Origin of the sequence: Actinomadura sp. DC4, from assembly GCF_030406325.1 — a bacterium.
Taxonomy (GTDB): domain Bacteria; phylum Actinomycetota; class Actinomycetes; order Streptosporangiales; family Streptosporangiaceae; genus Actinoallomurus.
In genome coordinates this window covers 318,940-340,181 of record NZ_JAUEQY010000003.1, presented here as the reverse complement: position 1 = coordinate 340,181, position 21,242 = coordinate 318,940, and the positions used below count along the sequence as shown (strand labels likewise).

The window sequence follows — 21,242 nt, the reverse complement described above, 5'->3', positions numbered from 1 at the left end:
CCGAAGACACGACGACGATGATGGACGCGCCAACCCCAGCCTCAGGGGATCGATACCGACCGGATCGTCGCCGGGCCCTTCGTCGGGTCAAGCTCGTCCGCCTGGGACACGCCCGGTGGGGTGATGACGTCCATGGCGCGGGGGACCGTGGCCGGGTCGGCGGCGCAGATCGGGCCCGAGGCGTCAGGCCCGCACACCCCGAAGGCGTACGGCTGAGCCGTAGGCGCGAACCCACGCGCCTGGTCCGAACTGAACCCGTCCTGGCCGTGCAGGACGGCCGCGAACTCCCACCCCGTACCCGGCGTGCCGAACGTCGCCTTCGGCAGCGCGATCGTGATCGTGCGGGCGGTCTGTGACGAGCGCACCGCCGCGCCGCCCCGCGAAGAACCGGCGGCGTCCACCCACACGGGCGAGGCGAAGCCCTGGACCTCGATCCGCTGCGTCCACGCGTCGCCGAGCGTGTAAACCCGCTGCGCCGACGCCGCCTGGGACGACGTCGGCGACACCCCGGGCTGCCGGACGTACACGTCGAGGAGCTGCGCGCCGATCGGGCTGCCGAACGTCGGAGTCAGGTCGCGCAGGCGCGCCTGCAGGTAGACCGTGTTCGCGTCGCTGATCACCTGGAACCGCTCGATGTCGTACGCGCCCGCGTGGAAGTCCGCGGCCGTCGGGTAGGCGTAGGTTCCCGGTCCGTTGTCGTCGCCGTCCGGGTCGGTGACGTCCAGGGCCGTCGTGCCGCCGGTGAGTTCGCCGACGACGGTCCGCTGGGCGTAGGCGGTACGGCCGTGGTCGGTCGCCGACACCGTCAGCACGGTGGTGCCGAAGCTCACCGGGACCGTCGCGGAGAACGTCCCGTCCGAACGGGCCGAGGTGACCGACGTGTCGCTCCCGACATCCGTGCCGGCCGAGGCGACGTCGACCACCGCACCGGGCGTAGTCGTGCCCGTGACCTGGACGGTCGTGCCGGAGACCGACGCACCGTCGGCGGGACCGGTGAGAGTGAGCGGGACCGTGCCGGGAGCGCGGGTGTACCGGTCGCGCACCGCCTTCGGCTGCTCCAGCGGGCGCGCGGCGCCGAGGTCCAGCGCGAGCCGGACGACCTGCGCCTGTGCCCAGGTGAGCGGTGAGGCCGAGCCCGCCGCCTGTCCGTTGACGAAACCGATCGAGGCGTTCGCCGGGTCGGTGCCGTACGGGCTCGCGGCCGCGTCCGGATCCTCCCAGGCCTGCTCGGGCACCAGGCCGGTCGGTGAGTAGCGGCTCATCGAGGTGAGCAGCGCCGCCGCCGACCGCTGGTCCCGTACCTGCAGGTCGTGCTCTGCCCGCTCGCCGGACAGGACCGGCCACACGTGCCCCGAACCGGCGTTCCCGGTCGGCCACGGGCGTCCTTCCGGCTCGCACGAGGTGGGGTCGGCGACGTGGCAGTCGCCGTAGCCGTCCTCGGTGCCGGACGTGTCGGAGCCGTAGCGGTACCAGCCCCGGCCGGTCGGCGTCGCACGCCCGATGACCCGGTCGAGGATCGGGAGTGAGGCGGTCACGTCCGGGTCGTCCGGGGCGAGCACGCCCAGGCGGGTCAGCTCCAGGAACCCGGCGTCCAGGACGCGCCGCTGGTCCTCGGTGGGGCCTCCGTTGCCCAGGCCGTACGTCGTCGCGGCGTCCGGGTCGCCGTTCTTGGACAGCCGCAGGAAGTAGCGCGTGCCGTACGGGCCGGTGGTCGTGACCGTCCAGCCCTTGATCGAGCGCGCGTAGTGGTCGGCGGTCGCGCGGTAGAGCCGGGCACGGGCCGCGTCGCCGTGCCGGTCGGCGATCTCACCGCCGGCCACCAGCCCGGCGATCTCGGCGGCGATGGTCGAGGGGGAGTACCCGGACTGCTCCTCCCAGCGCTCGACGCCGAAGGACGGGCCGTGGGAGACGAGGAAGTCCGCGGCCTCGCGCACGTGGTCGCGCCACAGGGCGGTGTCGCCGCCGAGCCCCGCCTGGTAGGCCATCAGCACCGGGTACGCGGTCTCGTCGAGCTGGTCCCCGCCGGTGTCCGGGGCGACCTGCCCGTTGAGCAGCGAGTTGCGCGGCAGCCGCCCGTCGGCCAACTGCTGGCGTTCGAGCAGGAACCGCGCGGTCGCCCTCGCCGTCGTCAGGTCGCCGTCGGTGAGGAAACCGGTGAACGCCTCGTACAGGTCGCGGGAGAACACCTCGCGATAAGAGCCGAAGTAGACCGGTTTCCCGCCGGAGGCGTCCGCCGCGCTGAGAGCCTGCCCCCACGGGCTCGCCAGCGACGCCACGACCGCGCCGGGGAAGGTCTTGTCCTCGCTCGCCTTGATGACGTTGGCGGACGTGAAATAGGCGCCGGCGTACGCCCCGGGCGGCCGCCGGAGGCCCCGGTCGTAGGCGCGCCAGCCGTTGGCGTAGTCGTTCGCGGTCGCGGCGAAGGGCCGCGCGGCGGCGGCGCCGGCCGTGTCGATCGCCTGGTCCGCCGTACGCCCGAAGCCGAGCGCGAAGGTCGACGCGCCGTCGTCGACCGGAAGCCGCGCCGTAGCGACGACGTTGCCGTCCGGCGCGGAGTCGCCCGGCGCGAGCGTGTGGTGCGCGTCCAGCATGGCCGCGCCGTCGCTCGCCGTGCCGACGTAGCCGACACTCGCCTGCGGCAGCGGCCGTGAGGCGCGCAGCGCGAGGTGGGTCGGGACCGCGTAGTCGCGGTTCGCGGCGCTGGTGGCGGTGTTCTCGTCGCCGACCACGGGCACGCCGTGCCGGACGCTGCCGCTGTCCGCGCCGGCGTTGGCCGTACCCCCGCCGCCGTTGCCGTTGACGCTCGTGTCGAGCCGGACGTACAGCCGCAGCGGCGTCCTGGCCTGGAGCGAGGTCCGTATGACGACGGCGTCGCGCCGGGGGTCGGTCACGTACGTCGTGACGAGGCGGTAGCGCCCGGCCTTGCTCGACGTCGTGACGGTGCACGCCATCCCGGTCGGGTCGGTCCGTACGGTGTAGGTCGTGTCGCGGCCCTGGAGTTCGGTGAACGTACGGCCGTCGGTGACCACGAACCGCATCGACTCCACGTTGGTGTTGTCGATGGTCGGCTCGTAGACGTCGGACAGCACGCCGCCGGCCACGGTGAACCAGATCTTCGAGCCGCCGTGCGCCGTGCCGACGCAGTCCTTGCGGGCGAGGTCGAAGTGGGCGGCCGTGCCGGGCCCGCCGGCGGCCGGCGCGGCGTGGGCGGCGCCGTCGATCGCCGCGACGAGCGGGACGGTCAGCGCGACGGCGAGCACGGCGGTGTGCGGACGGCGCATGGCGGGCTCCGTTGGCCGGTACTGGCGTTTGTTGTGCCGCCCAGCAAATGCCCGCCGGTGATCTCTGTCAACGTCCGGATCTGGACGTAACGTCCCGATCTGTCGGGTCCGTGCCGCGCGCGCCGGGGATGGCGGCTGAGCAGGGAAGTCGCCGTGCGGCGGGGAAGATGAGCGGCATGGGACTCGACGACCTTGACCCCTTCGCCATCCTCGACGCGGAGGCGGAGCGGCTCGACCGCCACTTCGCCGGCCTGCGCGACGCCGCCTGGACACGGGCGTCCCGGTGCGCCGGATGGACGGTACGAGACGTTCTCGCCCACCTGGCGGGCCAGGAGGCCTACAACCACGCCTGCCTGGAGGACGACCTGGAGAGTCTGTCGGAGCGGATGGTGAGCGAGGACGTCGCGACCGTCGCGGAGTTCAACGCCTGGACCGTGCGCGTACGCCGGGACCGGCCCGTCGCCCAGATCCTGGAGGAGTGGCGGGACAAGAACGGCGAGACGCGCCGCCGGATGCGCTCGCTCGGCCGGGACGCGACCTTGCCCACGATGTGCGGCCCGTACCCGGTCGGCCTGCAGGTCTTCCACTTCGCCTCGGAGTACGCCACGCACGCGGACGACGTGGGCGTGCCGGACGACGCGTCGCCGGCCCGGGTCCACTGGCGTGCGCGCGTCGGGCGGTTCGCGCTGACCGAGCGGGCGGCGCCGGTCGAGGTGGACCAGGACGGGGACGGCGACTACGCCGTGCGCACCTCGGGCGCGGAGGCCGTGCTGACGCCGCCGGAGTTCGTCGCGGCGACGGTGGGCCGGCTGCCGGAGCCGCACCCGCTCGACCCGCGCCTGCGCGCGGCCCTCCGCTGCCTGGCCTGAGGCCTACAGGAGGGACGGCCGCAGGTGCTCGTGCGCCCAGCGGCTGAGCTCTTCCAGGGCGGGCCGCAACGCCAAGCCGGCCGGGGTGAGGCGGTAGCACACGCCGAGCGGGGGGCCTTCGAGCACCTCGCGTACGACCAGGCCGGAGTCGGCGAGCTCGCTCAGCCGGTCGGACAGCATGCGTTCGCTGATGCCCGGGATCGCCCGGCGCAGATCGGCGAAGCGTACGGGCCCGCCGGTCAGCACGGCCACGACGAGGCCGCTCCAGCGCTTGCCGAGAAGAGCGAAGACCTGCGTCAGCTCCTCGCTCGCCCGCTCACAGCTTTCCCCCACATACGCCAGTGTAGTCAGTTACGTGGTATTAGTGGCTTTAGATAAGTAAGTAGGTAAGAGAGCCATAGCCGTGGAGGCCCCTCATGTTCATCGTCGCGGTCGTCCTCGCCGTCCTGCTCGCCCTGGCGTTCGGCGCGGCCGGTGGGCAGAAGGTCGCCGGCGTCAAGTCGGCCATGGACAACGCCGACCACCTCCGCTTCTCCCACAACACCTGGAAGGGCATCGGCGCGCTCGAAGTCCTGGGCGCGATCGGCCTGCTCGTGGGCCTGGCCCTCTGGCCGCTGGGCGTCGCCGCGGGCGCCGGGCTGGTCCTGCTGATGGCCGGCGCGGTCATCGTCCACATCCGCAACGGCGACCCGATCAAGGTCTTCGCCCCGGCGCTCGTGCTGGGCGTTCTCGCCCTTGCCGAGGTCATCGTCCGGGCTGCCGCCGCCTGAGCCGCGTGGCGGCGGCGGCCACCGCGGCCACCGCCGCCCGCGCGTCATCAGTCGCGCTGCCCCGGCCGGTCGACGACCGCGACGACGGTACGGACAGTGAGGTGCTGCAGGACGCCCTTCTTCACGTACCCGGCCACCTTGTCCAGGTCGCTCCCGACACCCCGCAGCGTGTGACCCTTGATCGAAATGGCCCGTTCTCCCAGGTAGGTGTAGGACTTCGGGTCGAGCATCACCTCCTCGTGGAGCCAGCCCTCGGCGGTGACGCCGAGCGCGATCGCCGGTCGGCCGGCGGCGTCGGCCGCGTGGTCCACCAGGGTCACGCCGGGGATCCTCTTCATGGCCCGGAAGATCGCCGCCTCCGTACGGGGAGGCAGGAGGTTCTCCCTCAAGATCACGCTCAACGTCTCGAAGGCGTTGCGGGGCTCCCCCTTCGAGCCCGGCTTCTCACCGTTCTCCGCGTCGACCCACCGCAGCAGCGCGGCGGGGTCGGTGGGCAGCGCCGCCAGCACGTAGTACCCCTCCGGGGGAATGGTCCGGCCGGTCTCGTCGAAGACCTTCAGGCGGCCTTCCTGGATCTCCGCGCTCTTCTTGCCGTCCGCCCGCTCCCAGTGACGTTGCGTGTAGGTCGTGTACGGGCCTTCGGTCACCCCACCGCTCGCGTGCACAGACGTGCGGACGCGGAGCTCCCTGTAGACCCACTGGCCGGGCCGCGGCGGGGTGAACGGACGGGCGTCGGCGGCTGCGGCGGCCCGGTCCAGCGCCTCGGCCGCGTTCGCGACCGGCCCGGCGGGGATCCCAGGTAGCACCGAGCGGGGCCTTCCGGTCCCGTCGGTGCCACCGGTGGTCCGCACGACGGTCACCCCGGCGGCGATGGCCGCGGCCATCGCGCCGACCGCGACGAGCCGGATGCCGATCCCCGGCGGCCGAAGGCGGCGGCGCGCGTGCCTCCGCCCCGCGGCTCGCTCCAGCAGGGCCATCCGCGCCTGTGCGCGGGCGGTCGTGGAGGGCGCCGCGGCCTCTCCCCACGCGTCCTGAAGGATCTTCAGTTCGTCCATCATGCGTCCTCTCCGCCGGCGGTGGTGTAAGCGTCGCCCAGTGCGGCGCGTACCTTCTTGCGGGCCCGGTGCAGCCGCGACCGCGCGGTGCCGGCCGGAATGCCGAGCGCCCGCGCCGCCTCCTCACCGCTCAGCCCGGCCCAGGCGACGAGCAGGAGCACGTCGCGGTCTCCGGGCGCGATCGCGGCCAGCGCCGCCGCCAGAGGCCCGCGGGCGGACTCGGCGTCGACGCGCCGTTCGATCCGGTCCGCGTGCCCGTCGACGGTGTCGTCCGTACCGGCGCGGGCGAGGGCCCGGTACTGGCGGACCTCGGCACGGCGATGGCGGGAGACCAGGTTGGAGGCGATCCCGTACAGCCACGGCCGCGCGAACGGGTGGGCCGCGTCGTACCGGTCCCGCCGGTCGAACGCGATGAGGAACGTCTCCGCCGCCACGTCCTCGGCGAGACCGGGTCCGAGCCGCCGTACGACATAGCCGTGGACCTCGGCGTAGTAGCGGTCGAAGACCTCGGCGAAGAGCTCCGGCTCCTGTGCCGACGACCGGATTATCTCGGCGTCCGTCACTCCGGTGGCGGGTCTTCGGGTCAGGGCGGTCATACGCGGCTCCGTCGGCTCATGTCGAACCTCTCTCCGGTGGAGGGTCACCCGTCGTTCGCCGACGCGCCCGAAAGCGTTCGCGCCCCTACCCGGCAGAACCGCATTCTGGTTTCATGCGGATGGGAGGCGCTCATGTCCGAACCGCTCAGTGTCGTCATCGTCGGAGCAGGGTTCGGGGGGATCGGGCTGGCCATCCGGTTGCGGCAGGCGGGAGTGCACGACGTCACCGTGCTGGAGAAGGCCGCCGAACTCGGCGGCACGTGGCGGGACAACGTCTATCCCGGTGCGGCCTGCGACATCCCCTCCAACCTCTACTCCTTCTCCTTCGAACGCGCCCGCGACTGGTCGCGGAAGTTCCCCTCCCAGGAGGAGATCCTCGACTACCTGCGCGACTGCGCCGCCAAGTACGGCATCGAGCCGAGGTTCGGCGCCGAGGTGGAGGAGGCGGCATTCGACGAGGACAGCGGCCTCTGGCAGGTCCGTACGACGGCGGGGGAGAAGTTCACCGCGCGCGTGCTCGTCACGGCGTGCGGGCAGCTCAACCGGCCCGCCTACCCGGGCTTCCCGAACGCCTTCGCCGGGACCGCCTTCCACTCCGCCCGCTGGAACCACGACTGCGACCTGACCGGCAAGCGCGTCGCGGTGATCGGCACCGGCGCCAGCGCGATCCAGTTCGTGCCCTACCTCGCCGAGCGGGCCGCGGCCGTGCACGTGTTCCAGCGGACCCCCCCGTACGTCATCGACAAGGCCGACCGGCCGTACCGCTCGTGGGAGCGCGAGGTGCTGCGGCGGGTCCCGGGGCTGCGGACGCTGATCAGGGCGAGCATCTACGCGCGGCTGGAGGCGCGCGGCCTGGCGTTCGTCGCCGCGCCGCGCCTGATGGGCCGGTACGAGCGGATCTTCCGTGACCGGCTCGCCGAGCAGGTCGGCGACCGGGGTCTGCGCGACGCGCTGACGCCGGACTACATCATGGGCTGCAAGCGCATCCTGCTGTCCGACGACTACTACGCCGCCCTCAACCGGCCGGGCGTCGAGCTGGTGACCGAGCCGATCGAACGCCTGTCGGAGACCGGCGTGGTCACCGCCGACGGCCGCGAGCGCGAGGTCGACGCGGTCGTGTACGGCACGGGCTTCCGCACGCAGGCGTTCGTGGCGCCGATGCGGGTACGCGGCCTGGGCGGCCGTGAGCTGAACGAGTCGTGGCGGGACGGCGCGGAGGCCTACCTCGGGATCGCGGTGAGCGGCTTCCCCAACCTGTTCCTGCTGTACGGGCCGAACACCAACCTCGGCCACAACTCGATCATCTACATGCTCGAGTCCCAGTTCAATTACATCGTCGGCTGCGTACGCGCGCTCACCCGCGCCCGCTACATCGACGTACGGCCCGACGTCCAGAACGCCTTCAACCGCGCCGTGCAGCGGAAGTTCCGCAAGACGGTGTGGGCCAGCGGCTGCCGTAGCTGGTACATGACGGCCGACGGCAAGATCGTCAACAACTGGCCCGGCTTCACCCTCGCCTACCGCCGCGCCACCCGCCGCCCCGACCCCCGCGACTTCCGCGTAACGGTCTAGGCGTCTCTACGATCATGAGTACGACGCTGGTGGCCTTCGACGTCGGCGGGCCCGTACGGCCGGAGCTGCGCGTGGAGGTGGCCGGCGGGCGGCGGATGCTCCTGCGCCAGGGGGCACGGCCGCTGCTGCTCGCCCGGACATCCCGCGACCACTACGGCGTGGACCTCCTGCGGGCCGGTGACGTCAGGTCGCCGGTCGCTCCCTGCCGGGCCGGCCGGGCGCGCGCCCTGGCCGGGTCCGAGGCGGACGCGCGGTGGGCGCACGTGTTCGCCGGCGAACTCGCCGCGGCGGCGGACGGGCCGCTGCACACCGGCCGGTGGATCCTCACCCGGCACGAGGCGGCCCGGCGGTACGAGCACCTGCGCCCCTCCGAGCGCTGGCTGCTGCTCGACGGTCGCATCAACTGGTTCACCACGCCCGGCGACTGGGACGTCGTACCCCTGCGCACCCCGTCCGCGCCCGGCAGCGCCCGGGTCAGGGCGTACCGCAAGCAGGCGCGCGACGGCACGCTTCCTCCGATCCTGCTGTGGTGGATCAGCGGCCTGGCCTGCCACGTACTGCTGGACGGCCACGACCGTCTCGTCGCCGCCCTGGCCGAGGACCGCGAACCGTCCGCGCTGGTCCTCGCGCTGCGGGGCGACGAGCGGGAGAAGGCCGCAAGCCGCGACTGGGCGCTGCGGGAGTACGCGCGGGCGACGGCCCACGTGGACGGTCAGGTGGCGGCGGGCACGGCCCACCCCTTCACCGGGTACGTCGCGGTGAACCGGCGGCTGGGCGAGACCCTGAGCGGCATCGAGCGGATCTGGGGACGCACCCGCGCCTGGCCGCTTCCCGGCGGCCCCGGCGCCTGGCAACGCCAGGCGGACGCCGTCGACCCCACCTGGCCCGCCGCCCGAACGGGATGACGCCGGTCGACCCGCGCTGCGTCGCCTCACCGTCGGGGTCGGTGCCTGGCAATGCCGGGCGGACGCCACGGACGCGGCCTGGCGGGCCGCCCGAGCGTGCTGGTACCAGTGAGCCGGTGGTAGGCCGCGCTGCACCGCCTCGCCGTCGGGTGCCGACGCTGGCGGGTTCGGCTTGGCGGGCCGCCTGAGCGGGCCGAGACCGCTGCGCCCGAGGTAGGCCGCCCGTCGTCAGGGCCGGGGCAGGATCGCGCCGAGCAGGCCGGGGAAGAGGCCCCCATCTCCCGGTGCGCAGCACGTTGAGGGCCAGGCCGCCTTCGCGGTGGGTGGCGATGATGCCCGCCTCGCGCAGGATTCCGTCGGCAGCGTCTGCGCGGCCCGGCGCGCCGGCCGTCCGGCCGTCGTCCCGGGCGCCGGCCAGGCGGTCCTGGCCGGCACGTTCCTGGCCGTGGCGTGGGCGGGTACCTCAGGTGCGCTCTGGCCGCCGGCGCTCGCGCTCGTCCCCGCGGGGGTTCGTCTCGGGGCTGCTCGTGACCACCATGACCTCGTGGGCCGTCGCCGCCGTCGAACCCGCCCCGCACGGGGCCGCGTCGGCGGCGTTCAACACCTCACGCCAGATCGGCGCGGCCGCCGGCGTCGCCGTCTTCGGTACCGGAAACGGCTTCGTCACCTGCCTCGTCGCCGGCTCCGCCGCCACCATGGTGACCCTCCTGCTCACCGCGCTCTCGGCCCGCCCGCCGCCGTACGCGCGGAGTGCCACGCGGCCGCGCGTCGGATGGTCGAACACCGCGGACGGCGACAGCCGCAGGCCGGTCGCCGCGCCGAGGCGGTCGCGCAGCTCGACGGCGGTCTGCGAGGTCATCCCGGGAGCGACGGCGTCGGGGAGTTCCCCGAGGAGCCGGGCGTGCGCTGCTCGCGCTGGTCCGCGCGCAGATCAGGCGCGCCGCGTCAGCCGGTCGAGCAGGGTCGGTGCGCGCAGCGGGCGGGCGAGCCGCAGGTGGATCCGGTCGCCGCCGGTCGTCACCGACGCGATCGCGGCCCCGGCCGGCGCGTGCCGGGGGACCGTGCCCTCCACGTGCAGCCGCAGCGTCAGGCCGGGCCAGCCGATCACGGTGACCGGTGTGGCCGCGGCCAGCCGGACGCGGTGGCCGAAGCCGTCGTCGACGCGGGCCACGGTCGCGCCGCGCGGCGCGAGGGTGACGCGGGTCAGGGAGTTCTCGGCGGCCTGGATCAGGGGCTGGGCGGCGGACACCGCGACGGCGGGGCTGCTCGCCTGCGGCTGCGCCATGACGGCGCCGACGAGCAGCTTGCCGGCCGAGCGCGCGGCGAAGACGTAGTTGGCGCCGGCCTGGCTCGTGAAGCCGGTCTTGCCGCCGATGACGCCGTACGACCCGAGCAGCGTGTTGCCGCCCGAACGCGTCTGGCCGCCGGTCCGCGGCGTGAACGTCGACTTGCTCACGACCTCGGTGAAGGCCGGGATCCGCATCGCGGCGCGGAACAGGCGTACCTGGTCGGCGGCGGTGCTCACGGTGGTCGCGTCGAACCCGCTCGGGTCGGTGTAGCGGGTGGCGGTCATGCCGAGCCGGCGCGCCATGGCGTTCATCTTGGCGACGAACGGCACGTCGCCGCCGGAGTCCCAGCGGGCGATCTCGTGGGCGATGTTGTTCGCCGAGACGATCATCAGCGCCTCGAGGGCCTCCCGCTCGGTGAACGGCTGGTTCGCCACCACGTCGACGTGGGTCTCCTCGCGCGCGATGCGCCACGGCAGCCGGGCCGCCTCCTCGGGGGAGACGCGGTAGGTCGGGCCCTCCTGGCCGCTGGGCAGCGGGTGGTCCTTGAGGAACACATAGGCGGTCATCACCTTGGCGACGCTGGCCGTCGGCGTCGGCTGCAGGCTGCCCGAGCTGCCCATCCGGCCGAGCCCGTCGACCTCGACCACCGCCTGGCCCACCGAGGGCCACGGCAGGCTGAGCGTGCCGGGCACGGTGTGGCTCGCGGCCGTGACGAGCCGGAGGCGCGCCGACGGCAGCGGCCGCAGCATCTGCGCCGCGACCAGCGCGAGCAGCAGCACGCCCGCCACCGCACAGATGATCGCAACGATCCGGCCGGTGTGCCGCGTCGGCCCGCCGGTCTCCTTGGCAGGCGGCAGCGCCATGCGTTCCGCGATCCCCGTCACCGCACTACCCCCGTCGTCCCCAGAGCGGCGCAGAAATGCCCCGCGACCAGAGTAGATGCACGGAAGCGGGAATCGGTTCGGACAGGCCGACGTATCAAGCGACGCAGTAACGTACGCCGCATGCCCACCGCACTCATAACCGGCGCCACGGCCGGAATCGGCGCGGCCTTCGCCCGCCGGCTCTCGGCCGATGGCTTCGACCTCATCCTGCTCGCCCGTGACGGAGAGCGGCTCGCCCGCGCCGCGGAGGAGTACGGCGGCGCGGAGGTCGTCGTCGCCGACCTGAACACCGACGAGGGCATCGCCCTGGGCGAGGAGGCCGCGCGCCGCGCCGACCTGCTGATCAACAACGCGGGGTTCGGGCAGAAGGGCCGCTTCCTCGACGTGCCGATCGAGCAGGAGCTGACCATGCTGCGGGTGCACTGCGAGGCGGTGCTCCGGCTGACGCACGCCGCGCTGCCCGCCATGCGCGAGCGCGGCCGGGGCGGCGTGATCAACGTCGCGTCCGTGGCGGCGTTCTTCTCCCGCGGCACGTACGGCGCGTCCAAGGCGTGGGTCGTGAGCTTCAGCCAGGGCGTGGCGCAGGACGTCCCCGGCGTCCACGTCATGGCGCTGTGCCCGGGTTTCGTGCACACGGAGTTCCACGACCGGGCGGAGATGGACATGTCCGGGATGCCGGAGGCGTTCTGGCTGGACGCCGACAGGGTCGTCGGGGACGCGCTGCGCGACTTCCGCCGGGGCGTCGGCGTCTGTGTGCCGGGCGCCCAGTACAAGACGCTCGTGGGGGCCGGCCGTCTCGTCCCGCGCAACCTGGTCGCGCGTATTTCTTCCCGTACGGGCCGGAAGTACCGCTGACCTCACGGTAGGCGCGATCTGACCGTTTCGACAGGCTTTCACCGGCTCGCGCGGTGGGTGTCGGGAACGCTAGGTTTGCCCCATCCGGACGGAGGTTCTCCCCCCATGCCCCTGTTCCTGCGCCGCCTCGCAACGGTCGCCTCGGCGGCTCTGCTGTCCGCCGGCCTCGTCTCGGCCCCGGCCGCGCACGCGGTCGTCGGCGGAGGCACCGTCGCCGTACCGCCGCCGTGGCTCGCCGCCATCGGCACCCCGGCCTTCTTCATCCGGCCCTCAGGTCAGTTCTGCGGCGGGGCGCTCGTCGCCCCGACCAAGGTCGTGACGGCCGCGCACTGCGTCGACTTCCTGCGCGCCGTGCCGAACCTCCTGGCCGCGACGTTCGGCCGCGCCGACCTGTCCAAGAAGGACGGCGAGAGCGTCCAGGTGAAGTCGATCTGGGTCCAGCCGAACTTCCGCGAGACGGAGTTCAAGGGCGAGACCGTCGAACATCACGACGTGGCCGTGCTGACGCTGTCCCGCCCGGTCCTGGACCGCGTGACCGTGCCCCTGATCGACCGCGCGGGCCAGTACCCGCCGGGCGCCCCGGCACAGGTGTACGGCTGGGGCACGACGTCGGAGACCGACCTGGTCAACGACCGCCTGCGCGGAGCGACGATCCCCCTGGTCGCCGACGCCCGCTGCTCCGCGGCGTACGGGGATTCCTTCGACCATCGCGACATGGTCTGCGCGGGCTCGACCCACGGCGACACGTGCCAGTTCGACAGCGGCGGCCCGCTGATCGTCCAGGGCCGCCTGGCGGGCGTGACGTCGTGGGCCTACGGCTGCGCTCGCGAGGGCTACCCCGGCGTGTACACCCGCCTCGCGCCCTTCACCCTGCCCCTGGCCTGACGAAGAGTCCGCGGCGGTCTCGCGACCGCCGCGGACGTCCCGGCCGGCGGACGGGTCAGCGGCCCCGGTAGTGGAACGTGACGCCGTACGTCCCCGTCTTGGGGGACATGGCGAGCTTCACGCCGGTGAGGGTGAAGTGGCCGATCAGCGCGCCGTGGGCGCGGTTCGTCACGGTGATCGTGCGGGCGGCGTGGCCGTTCACGTCCGTGACGGCCACCCTCATGCGGCCCGGGTGCAGGGCGCCCGTGTGGATCCTCAGTCCGTCCGCGGTCTTCACCGTGCCCGCGGACTGCCACCACGTGCCCGAGACCGCTTTCCTGGCCGTCGCCGTCGGGCTGGGGGAGGCCTTCCGCGCTGCGGCGCGTTCCCTCCGCACCGCTCCGGCCGGGTCACTGCAGCCCGCCAGCAAACCGATCACGATGACCATTGCCGGAAGGCGTAGGCCTCCGCGCATGCTTCCTCCTCGATGAAACGCAAACGAGGAAACCCTATCGGCGGCGGCGCACCCCTTCGCGGGCGCCGAGCTTGGCCAGCAGCCGTACGAGGGTCTCGCGCTCCTCGGCGGACAGCGTCTCGGCCCACAGGCTCTCCCGCTCGTTGTGCGTCACGAACGTCTCGCGGATCGCCGCCTCGCCCTCGCCGGTCAGGCTGAGGCGTACGGCCCGGCGGTCCTTCTCGTCGGGGACCTTGCTGACCAGGCCGTCGCGGTCGAGGGTGCCCACGAGCGCCGAGACGGCCTGCCGGCTCATGCCGGACAGCTCCGCCGCGCGCTTGGCCTCCATCGGGCCGGCGATCCAGAGCGTGAACAGGAGCCGGAACCCCGGATAGCTCCAGCCGCGCGGCCGGTGCACCACCGACTCCATGTCGTACACGACCATGTTCGTCACCCGGTAGAGGGTCAGGATGAGGCGCATGGCCTCGGGCTCTATCCCCGGGAGGCGTTCGTCGGCCCGCTCGACGGCCGCGTCGACGAACGTCCAGAAGTCGAGGTCTTGTGCGCTCACGATGCACAGCTTAGAGTCGGATACAAGAACTAATCAAAGCTTTGATTACTTGCCGAGGCCGAGTTCCGGAGACGAGATGCCCTACTACCGCCGCGTCGGGGAGGTCCCCCGCAAGCGCCACATCCAGTTTCGCAAGCCCGACGGGGGCCTGTACGCCGAGGAGCTGATGGGGGAGGAGGGGTTCTCCTCCGACTCGTCGCTGCTCTACCACGTCAACCTGCCGACCGCGATCCTCAAGAGCGAGGGCGTGGACCTGCCGGCCCACAGCGCGGGCGCGAGCCCGAACCACCCGCTGATGCCGCGCCACTTCAAGCCGCACGACCTGACCACCGGCGGCGACCCCGTCCTCGGCCGGCGCCTGCTGATGGCCAACGACGACGTCCGCGTGTCCTACGTCGCGGCGGACTCCGACGGCGAGCTGTACCGCAACTCCGCGGGCGACGAGTGCGTCTACGTCGAGTCCGGCACGGCACGCCTGGAGTCGACCTACGGTGCCCTCGACGTCGGCCCGGGCGACTACGTGATCGTCCCGACCGGCACCATCCACCGCTTCGTACGGGCCGGCACGGACCTGCTGCGGCTCATGGTGTTCGAGGCCTCCGGGCACATCCGGCCGCCCCGGCGTTACCTGTCGCAGTACGGCCAGTTCCTGGAGCACGCCCCGTACAGCGAGCGCGACCTGCGGACGCCGGACGAGCCGCTCGTCCTGGAAGGGGAGGACGTCCCGGTCCTCGTACGCCACCGGGGCGGGCTGTCCCGCCTGACCTACCGGCACCACCCGCTCGACGTCGTCGGCTGGGACGGTCACCTTTATCCGTACGCGTTCAACATCGACGACTTCGAGCCGATCGTGAAGCGCACGCACGCCCCGCCGCCGGTGCACCAGACGTTCGAGGGCCCGAATTTCGTGATCTGCTCATTCTGCCCGCGACCGCTCGATTTCCACGGCGACGCCATTCCAATCCCGTACAACCACCATAATGTCGACTCCGACGAAATGATGTTCTACGTCGGCGGTGACTATTCGGCGCGTAAGGGATCCGGCATCGATGTCGGATCGATCAGCCTGCATCCGTCCGGATTCACCCATGGGCCGGCGCCGGGTGCGGTCGAAGGCGTCATCGAGGCGGTTCGCAAGGGACACACGGAAACGACCGAGATGGCCGTGATGGTGGACACCTTCCGGCCGCTCAACATCGGTTCTCAGGCATCATCGGTCGAGGTGGGAGACTACGCCTGGACCTGGGCGCGCTAGCGCTCCTCCGCATTTTTCGCAGATCTCAGCATGAATAGATCGACCATTGATCATGGCGCAGAAGCTGCGTGTGAAGAATGGTGGTCCGGGTAGAAGACGCTCCAGATCCGGGTGCTCGGCCGTCGCGGTTTCGGGCCGGGTGCCCGGTTTCCGGAAGTCACCACTATTTCTACCTGATCGGAGATCATGTATGCGAAAACTGTGCACCCCCGGTACCGGGGCACTGGCCATCGCCGCGGTGATGGGCACCAGCCCGGCCGCACGCGCGGACAACGTGCGCCCGGCCGCCGAGCACAAGGTCCCGGGCTATCAGATCGTCACGCTTCCCAACGCCAACGTCCCGAACTTCACCCGGCGGACGGTCTTCTGCCCGCTCGGCAAGCACGTGACCGGCGGTGGTGGCGAGGCCCAGGGCCCCGGCGCCGTTCTCGTGGGCAGCTTCCCGAGGACGGACGGGCGCGGCTGGATCGCGCTCGGCCGCCAGGCCGGCGCCGGCTCGGTCGGCATCAGCGTGTACGCGATCTGCGCGTTCTAGCGCTGAAGCACAGCGGTCTCCACCCGCCCCGATGGCGCGAGCGGGCGGCCGGAGACAACGGCCCTCACACCCCGCGACCGCCGGGTGGCCCGGGACGCCGGGCGCCCGGCGGCCTGCGCTCAGGCCAGCGCGGGTACCGCCGCCAGCAGCGTGCGGGTGTACTCATGCCGCGGCTTCGCGTACAGCTCGCCCGCGTCCGCGAGTTCGACCAGCTCGCCGTCGTGCATGACGGCCACGCGGTCGCTCACCTGGCGCACGACCGCCAGGTCGTGGGAGACGAACACGATCGTCAGCTCGTACTCCTCCTGCAGGCCCGCCAGCAGCTCCAGGATCTGCGCCTGCGTCGACACGTCCAGCGCCGACACCGGCTCGTCGCAGACCAGCAGGCTCGGCCGCAGCGACAGGGCGCGCGCGATGCCCATGCGCTGACGCTGACCGCCGGAGAACTCATGCGGATACCGGTCGTGCCGCGCGGCGTCCAGGCCCACGCGTCCCATCAGTTCACGCGCCGTCCGCAGCGCCTCGCGATCGCCGGTGCCCTGGACGCGCAGCGGGTCGGCGATGCTGTCGCCGACCGTACGGCGGGGGTTCAGCGAGGAGACCGGGTCCTGGAAGACCATCTGCAGGTCCCGGCGTACGGGACGCAGGTCGCGCTCTCCCAGCCGCGTGATGTCCCGCCCGGCGAACTCGATGCGGCCCGACGTCGGCGCGAGCAGCCGTACGATCATCCGCGCGAGCGTGGTCTTGCCGCTGCCGCTCTCGCCGACCACGCCGAGCGTCTCGCCGCGCCGGATCTCCAGCGACACGTCGTCGACCGCCCGCAGCGCGTCGTGGCGCAGCCCGCCGCCCGGCCGCCGGAACTCCCGGGTGAGGCCGGTGACCGTCAGCAGCGGCTCGCCGGCGGGCGTGCGCCGGGCCGGGAGCGGGCCGTCCAGGCGGGGGACGGCGGCCAGGAGCGCGCGGGTGTACGGCTCGGCCGGCTCGCGCAGCACCTCGCCGACCGGGCCCTCCTCGACCGCCCGGCCGTCCTGCATGACCAGCACCCGCTCCACCGAGCGCGACACGACGCCGAGGTCGTGCGTGACCAGCAGCAGGGCCATGCCCGTGTCGGCGCGGAGCTCGTCGATCAGGTCGAGGATCTGCGCCTGTACGGTCACGTCCAGCGCGCTGGTGGGCTCGTCGGCGACGAGGATCTCCGGCTCGCAGGCCAGCGCCATCGCGATCAGCGCGCGCTGGCGCATGCCGCCGGAGAACTCGTGCGGCCGGGCCCGCGCCCGCCGCGCCGCGTCCGGGACGCCGACGCGGGACAGCACCTCGACCGCGCGTGCCCAGGCGGCCCGGCGGCTCGCGCCCGAGTGCGTGCGGTACACCTCGGAGATCTGGTCGCCGATCCGGTAGTACGGGTCCAGCGCGGACAGCGGGTCCTGGAAGATCATCGCGATGCGGTGGCCGCGCAGCCGCCGTACGGCCTCGTCGCCCAGCGTGTTGACATCGTCGTCACCGAGCAGGATCTCGCCCGACACCCGCGCGGAGGAGCGCCGGTGCAGCCCGAGCAGCGCGAGCGCGGTCGTGCTCTTGCCCGACCCGGACTCGCCGACGATGCCGAGCGCCCCGCCCGCGGCCAGGTCGAAGGAGACCCCGTCGACCGCGCGCAGCGAGGAGCCGTCGTCCGCGGGGAACTCCACGGTCAGGTCCCGCACCGAGAGGACACTCATGCCAGTACGACCCTCCGGTCGACCACCGCGTACAGCAGGTCCGCGGCGGTGTTGGCGACCACGATGGCGGCGCCGGCCACCAGCGTGAGCCCGGCCACGACGGGCAGGTCGACGTTGTTGGACGACTGCACGATGAGCTGGCCCAGGCCGGGCAGCCCGAACAGCGTCTCGGTGAGCATCGCGCCGACCAGGATGTAGCCGAAGTCGTACGCGCTGACCGTGATGATCGGGGTGAGCGTGCCGCGCAGCGCGTGCCGGCCGACGATCCGCCGCTCCCGCAGGCCGTACGCGCGGAAGGTGCGGATGTGGTCCTCCGACAGCGTCTCCAGCATTCCCGTACGGGTCAGCCGCGCGTAGATCGCGGACTGCGCGATGGCGAGCGTGAACCAGGGCAGCAGGAGGTTCTTCGCCCAGGCGGCCGGGTCGTCGGTGAGCGGCACGTAGACGGGGAAGTCGAGCCAGTGCAGGTAACCGCAGAACAGCATGAGCAGCAGCATCCCGCTCACGAAGATCGGGGCGCCGTACGCGAGCACCGAGGCGGCGGTCACCACCCGGTCGGTGAGCCGTCCCGCGCGCAGCGCGGACAGGATGCCCGCCGACACGCCGATCAGCAGCCACAGCACCATCGCGCCGGTGGTGAGCGACAGCGAGACCGGCAGCCGCTGCCCGATCAGGGACAGCACCGGCTGGTCGTTCTGGAACGAGAAGCCCAGGCAGGGCGCGGCGCAGTGGGAGACGTCCGGGCCGGAGCTGTAGTCGCGGCCGACGAAGATCCCTACGAGGAAGTGCCAGAACTGGACGTACTCCGGCTGGTCGAGGCCCAGCTTGTGGTGGATCGCGGCGAGCTGCCCGCCGCCGCAGCCCTTGCCGCAGACCAGGACCGCGGGGTCGGAGGGCAGCGCGTAGAAGATGACGTAGACGAACGCCACCATCACCAGCAGCAGCACGACCGTGCTGGCGGACCTCCGCAGCAGATAGCGGGTCATCGGTCGCTCACCGCCGGCCTCCCCGCAGTGACGGCGCCTTGGGGTCCAGGGCGGTGCGCACGCCGTCGGCGAGGACGGTGAAGGCGAGCACGTTGACGAGCAGCAGGAGGCCGGGCACCAGGACGTACATCGGGTCGGCCTGGAACCAGGTCGTCGCGCTGGAGAGCATCTGCCCCCACGAGGACGCCGGCGGGCGCACGCCGACGCCGAGGAAGGACAGGCCCGCCTCGGAGATCATGTTGTTCGGGAGCAGCAGCGCGGCGTACGTGACGAGCGGCGCCGAGACGCCGGGCAGGATCTCCCGCAGCGCGATGCGCGTACGCGACGCGCCGGACAGGCGCGCCGCCGACACGTAGTCGCGGGTCTTCAGCGACAGCACCTGGCCGCGGATCAGCCGGGCCGTGCCGCCCCAGCCGAACAGGCCGATGACCATCATCAGCAGGATCGGGCGCGGGAACGTTCCCGGGACGATCGCCAGCAGCGCGATGGCGAAGATGAGCTGGGGGAAGGAGATGGCCAGGTCGATCAGCCGCCCCAGGAAGGCGTCGGCCACCTTGCCGCCCAGCCCGGCCGCCAGCCCGATCCCCACACCGAGCAGGATCTGCACGATCAGGGTGCCGAACGCGACCAGGAAGGAGATGCGCGCGCCGCCCAGGGCGCGGGCGAACAGGTCGCGGCCGGTCGTCGGCTCCACGCCGAGCCAGTGCGCCCCGCTCGCGCCGCCGAACGATCCGCGCGGCACACCGCCGCGCGCGGAGTCCAGCAGTTCGGGGTGGTACGCCGTGGCGTCCTGCCCTTCGAGGTGGACGAGCAGCGGCGCGGCGAGCGCGGCGACGATCATGAGGACGGCGATGACGAGACCGGCCATCGCCATCCGGTCGGCGTACAGCCGCCGCCGTACCTGACGACCACGGGCCGGCGCCTCCGGAGCGGCGCCGGCCTCAGCGATCAGTTCTGTGCTCACCGGTCCCTACTTGACCGACACCATGGCGGGATCGTAGGAGCCGCGCCACTGGTCGAGGTAGGCGTTCTTGACGTTCTTGCCGGTCAGCCGGATGTAGATCGGGTGGATCAGCGGCACGGTGAGCGCCTGCTTGCCGATCGCGGCGTCCAGGGCACCCCAGCGCGGCCGGGCCTGAACCGGGTCGGTGATCTTGTTGATGGCGTCGAACTCGGCGTTGACCTTCGGGTCGTCCAGCTGGGAGGCGTTGAAGTTGCCGCCGTCCTTGAGGATCTGCCGCCCGTCGAAGATCGGCGCGAGGAACGGCCCGCCGGTCGGCCAGTCGGCGCCCCACGTCGTGAGGTACATGCCCGGCTCGCTCGACGGCTTCTGGATCACGTCGCCGTACCCGGCGTCGTCGTAGGGCTTGAGGTTCACCGTGATGCCGGACTGCTTGAGCGAGGCCTGCACGGCGGTGGCCACGGCCGGGCCGTCGTGGTTGTAGTCGGCGTTGCGGTGGGCGAGCGTGACGGTCAGCCCGTTCGGGTGCCCGGCCTGGGCCAGGAGCTCCTTGGCCTTGGCGGCGTTGCCGTTCGCCCCGGCGGGGAAGTAGTCGTACGGCTGGTAGCCGAACGCCGCCTGGTCGGGCAGGAACGTCGTCGCGGGCTTGGCGAGCGAGCTTCCGCCGGCCGCGTTGACCACCGACTGGCGGCCGATCGCGTACGAGATCGCCTCCCGCACGCGGGGGTCGTCGAACGGCTTGACCTTGGGGTTGAACGCGATGTAGTCGGTCTCGCCGAACTCACCCTTGACCGCGCGCTTCTTCAGGTTCGGGTCGCTGGAGATGCGGGCCAGCTCGGCGGGTGACAGGTCGGTGTCGGTGGTGATCGCGTTCGCGTCCTTGCCGGCGCTGGAGGTGAGCCGCTGGTTGATGACGGCCGAGTTCAGGCCGTACGTGCCCTCCAGCCGGTCGGGGCAGGCGAGGCGCTGGTCGTCCACGGTGCGCGACCAGTACGGGTTGCGGACGAGCACCAGGCTCTTGTCCTGCTCGTGCGACTGGACCTTGTACGGCCCGCTGGAGATCGGGTGCTTCTCGTACCCGGTGCCGTCGTCCTTGGCCTTGGGCACGGGCGCGAACTGCGTGGCCGTCGTGACGTACGGGAAGTCTCCCTCGGGCTTGCGCAGCTTGAAGATGATCGTCTTGTCGTCCGGCGTCTGGATCGAGTCCAGCTCCTTGCCCTTGTACGGCCCCTTGTAGTCCGCGCCGCCGGCGAGCCAGTCGCGCAGGTAGGGGATGCCGCCGGGCAGCTCGGGCGCGAACGCCCGCTCCACGCCCCACTTGATGTCCTTGGACGTGATCGGCGTGCCGTCCTCGAACTTCAGGCCGTCCTTGAGGTGGTACGTCCAGGTCTTGGCGCCGTCGCTCGCCGTGCCGGTGTCGGTGGCGAGGTCCGGGGCGACCTCGTCGCCGGCCTGGCCGGGCACCCGGTGCCGGGTCGTCAGCGTACGGAAGATCAGGGAGGTCACCGCGCCGCCGCCGGAGGTGTAGATCCGGGCGGGGTCGAGGTGGTGGGCGGTGGCGTCGGACTGGTTCAGGACGTAGAGCGTGCCGCCCTGGCAGGTCTTGGGGTCGAAGGCCGAGCTACCGGATGAGGAGGAGGACGAGCCGCCGGACGAGCAGGCGGCCGCGGCGGCGGCGAGCAGGGCGGCGGTGGCGAGCAGGGCGGGACTTGTTCGCATCAGGGCTTCTCATTCGCGAAAGGATGACTGCGACATGACACGGCTGTAACAGAGAATGACAGGCGTGACTTGAGCAGGAAAGAGGGAGATCACGAGCGGGGCGCGG

Annotated in this window: 20 protein-coding genes; 8 read left to right on the top strand and 12 right to left on the bottom strand. The window is 72.3% G+C overall.

The features are described from left to right. Positions 1-41 precede the first annotated feature (41 nt). Positions 42-3,281, bottom strand: a complete 3,240-nt coding sequence (locus QWU11_RS06575) for a glucodextranase DOMON-like domain-containing protein (RefSeq protein ID WP_290104129.1) — start codon at positions 3,279-3,281, stop codon at positions 42-44. A gap of 176 nt (positions 3,282-3,457) precedes the next feature. On the opposite strand from QWU11_RS06575, the gene QWU11_RS06570 reads away from it, so the two are divergent. After that, complete coding sequence (locus tag QWU11_RS06570; RefSeq protein WP_290104128.1) at positions 3,458-4,150, top strand: maleylpyruvate isomerase family mycothiol-dependent enzyme; 693 nt, start codon at positions 3,458-3,460, stop codon at positions 4,148-4,150. A 3-nt stretch (positions 4,151-4,153) separates the two neighbouring features. Here the strand turns inward: QWU11_RS06570 and QWU11_RS06565 are convergent, their stop codons facing one another. Beyond that, positions 4,154-4,483 carry a helix-turn-helix domain-containing protein gene (locus tag QWU11_RS06565; RefSeq protein ID WP_290104127.1) on the bottom strand — a complete coding sequence of 110 codons (330 nt, stop codon included), beginning with the start codon at positions 4,481-4,483 and terminating at the stop codon, positions 4,154-4,156. A gap of 83 nt (positions 4,484-4,566) precedes the next feature. On the opposite strand from QWU11_RS06565, the gene QWU11_RS06560 reads away from it, so the two are divergent. Beyond that, entirely contained in the window at positions 4,567-4,920 is a 354-nt protein-coding gene (locus QWU11_RS06560) for a DoxX family protein (RefSeq protein ID WP_290104126.1), read from the top strand. Positions 4,921-4,967: 47 nt separating this feature from the next. Here QWU11_RS06560 and QWU11_RS06555 read toward each other — a convergent pair whose 3' ends face one another. Both QWU11_RS06555 and QWU11_RS06550 read right to left on the bottom strand, forming a co-directional pair. Further along, complete coding sequence (locus tag QWU11_RS06555; protein ID WP_290104125.1) at positions 4,968-5,978, bottom strand: CU044_5270 family protein; 1,011 nt, start codon at positions 5,976-5,978, stop codon at positions 4,968-4,970. After that, positions 5,975-6,571, bottom strand: a complete 597-nt coding sequence (locus QWU11_RS06550) for an RNA polymerase sigma factor (RefSeq protein WP_290104124.1) — start codon at positions 6,569-6,571, stop codon at positions 5,975-5,977. The genes QWU11_RS06555 and QWU11_RS06550 overlap by 4 nt, the downstream gene beginning before the upstream one ends. A 132-nt stretch (positions 6,572-6,703) precedes the next feature. On the opposite strand from QWU11_RS06550, the gene QWU11_RS06545 reads away from it, so the two are divergent. Together QWU11_RS06545 and QWU11_RS06540 are read left to right on the top strand one after the other, a co-directional pair. Next, the gene (locus tag QWU11_RS06545) at positions 6,704-8,143 is read left to right on the top strand and encodes an NAD(P)/FAD-dependent oxidoreductase (RefSeq protein WP_290104123.1); all 1,440 of its coding nucleotides are present in this window, start codon (positions 6,704-6,706) and stop codon (positions 8,141-8,143) included. A gap of 14 nt (positions 8,144-8,157) precedes the next feature. Beyond that, positions 8,158-9,048 carry a hypothetical protein gene (locus tag QWU11_RS06540; protein ID WP_290104122.1) on the top strand — a complete coding sequence of 297 codons (891 nt, stop codon included), beginning with the start codon at positions 8,158-8,160 and terminating at the stop codon, positions 9,046-9,048. Positions 9,049-9,511: 463 nt separating this feature from the next. Here the strand turns inward: QWU11_RS06540 and QWU11_RS06535 are convergent, their stop codons facing one another. Then, the gene (locus QWU11_RS06535; RefSeq protein ID WP_290104121.1) at positions 9,512-9,907 is read right to left on the bottom strand and encodes an acyl carrier protein; all 396 of its coding nucleotides are present in this window, start codon (positions 9,905-9,907) and stop codon (positions 9,512-9,514) included. 72 nt (positions 9,908-9,979) lie between these two features. Continuing rightward, positions 9,980-11,221, bottom strand: coding sequence for a D-alanyl-D-alanine carboxypeptidase (locus QWU11_RS06530; RefSeq protein WP_290104120.1), 1,242 nt, complete (start codon positions 11,219-11,221; stop codon positions 9,980-9,982). Between the two features lie 120 nt (positions 11,222-11,341). Between QWU11_RS06530 and QWU11_RS06525 the strand changes: the two genes are divergently transcribed. Then, positions 11,342-12,076 (top strand): SDR family NAD(P)-dependent oxidoreductase, encoded by a 735-nt coding sequence (locus tag QWU11_RS06525; protein ID WP_290104119.1) that lies wholly within the window; start codon positions 11,342-11,344, stop codon positions 12,074-12,076. A 105-nt stretch (positions 12,077-12,181) separates the two neighbouring features. Further along, positions 12,182-12,961: a serine protease gene (locus tag QWU11_RS06520; protein ID WP_290104118.1), complete on the top strand. Its 780-nt coding sequence runs from the start codon at positions 12,182-12,184 to the stop codon at positions 12,959-12,961. A 55-nt stretch (positions 12,962-13,016) separates the two neighbouring features. Here the strand turns inward: QWU11_RS06520 and QWU11_RS06515 are convergent, their stop codons facing one another. Both QWU11_RS06515 and QWU11_RS06510 read right to left on the bottom strand, forming a co-directional pair. Beyond that, a complete protein-coding gene (locus QWU11_RS06515; RefSeq protein ID WP_290104117.1) occupies positions 13,017-13,379 on the bottom strand; it encodes a hypothetical protein in 363 nt (120 codons plus the stop codon). Between the two features lie 70 nt (positions 13,380-13,449). Then, positions 13,450-13,974: a MarR family transcriptional regulator gene (locus QWU11_RS06510; protein ID WP_290104274.1), complete on the bottom strand. Its 525-nt coding sequence runs from the start codon at positions 13,972-13,974 to the stop codon at positions 13,450-13,452. Positions 13,975-14,041: 67 nt separating this feature from the next. Here QWU11_RS06510 and QWU11_RS06505 point away from each other — a divergent pair, with 67 nt between their 5' ends. Both QWU11_RS06505 and QWU11_RS06500 read left to right on the top strand, forming a co-directional pair. Next, complete coding sequence (locus QWU11_RS06505; RefSeq protein WP_290104116.1) at positions 14,042-15,220, top strand: cupin domain-containing protein; 1,179 nt, start codon at positions 14,042-14,044, stop codon at positions 15,218-15,220. Positions 15,221-15,410: 190 nt separating this feature from the next. Beyond that, the gene (locus QWU11_RS06500) at positions 15,411-15,755 is read left to right on the top strand and encodes a hypothetical protein (RefSeq protein WP_290104115.1); all 345 of its coding nucleotides are present in this window, start codon (positions 15,411-15,413) and stop codon (positions 15,753-15,755) included. Positions 15,756-15,874: 119 nt separating this feature from the next. Here QWU11_RS06500 and QWU11_RS06495 read toward each other — a convergent pair whose 3' ends face one another. The 4 genes from QWU11_RS06495 to QWU11_RS06480 are packed head-to-tail and all read right to left on the bottom strand — an operon-like array spanning position 15,875 to position 21,136. Beyond that, positions 15,875-17,470 (bottom strand): ABC transporter ATP-binding protein, encoded by a 1,596-nt coding sequence (locus QWU11_RS06495; protein ID WP_290104114.1) that lies wholly within the window; start codon positions 17,468-17,470, stop codon positions 15,875-15,877. After that, positions 17,467-18,456: an ABC transporter permease gene (locus tag QWU11_RS06490; protein WP_290104113.1), complete on the bottom strand. Its 990-nt coding sequence runs from the start codon at positions 18,454-18,456 to the stop codon at positions 17,467-17,469. Before QWU11_RS06490 ends, QWU11_RS06495 begins: the two co-directional genes overlap by 4 nt. A gap of 7 nt (positions 18,457-18,463) precedes the next feature. After that, positions 18,464-19,420: an ABC transporter permease gene (locus QWU11_RS06485; protein ID WP_290104112.1), complete on the bottom strand. Its 957-nt coding sequence runs from the start codon at positions 19,418-19,420 to the stop codon at positions 18,464-18,466. Between the two features lie 6 nt (positions 19,421-19,426). After that, positions 19,427-21,136, bottom strand: coding sequence for an ABC transporter substrate-binding protein (locus QWU11_RS06480; RefSeq protein ID WP_290104111.1), 1,710 nt, complete (start codon positions 21,134-21,136; stop codon positions 19,427-19,429). Positions 21,137-21,242: the final 106 nt, after the last annotated feature.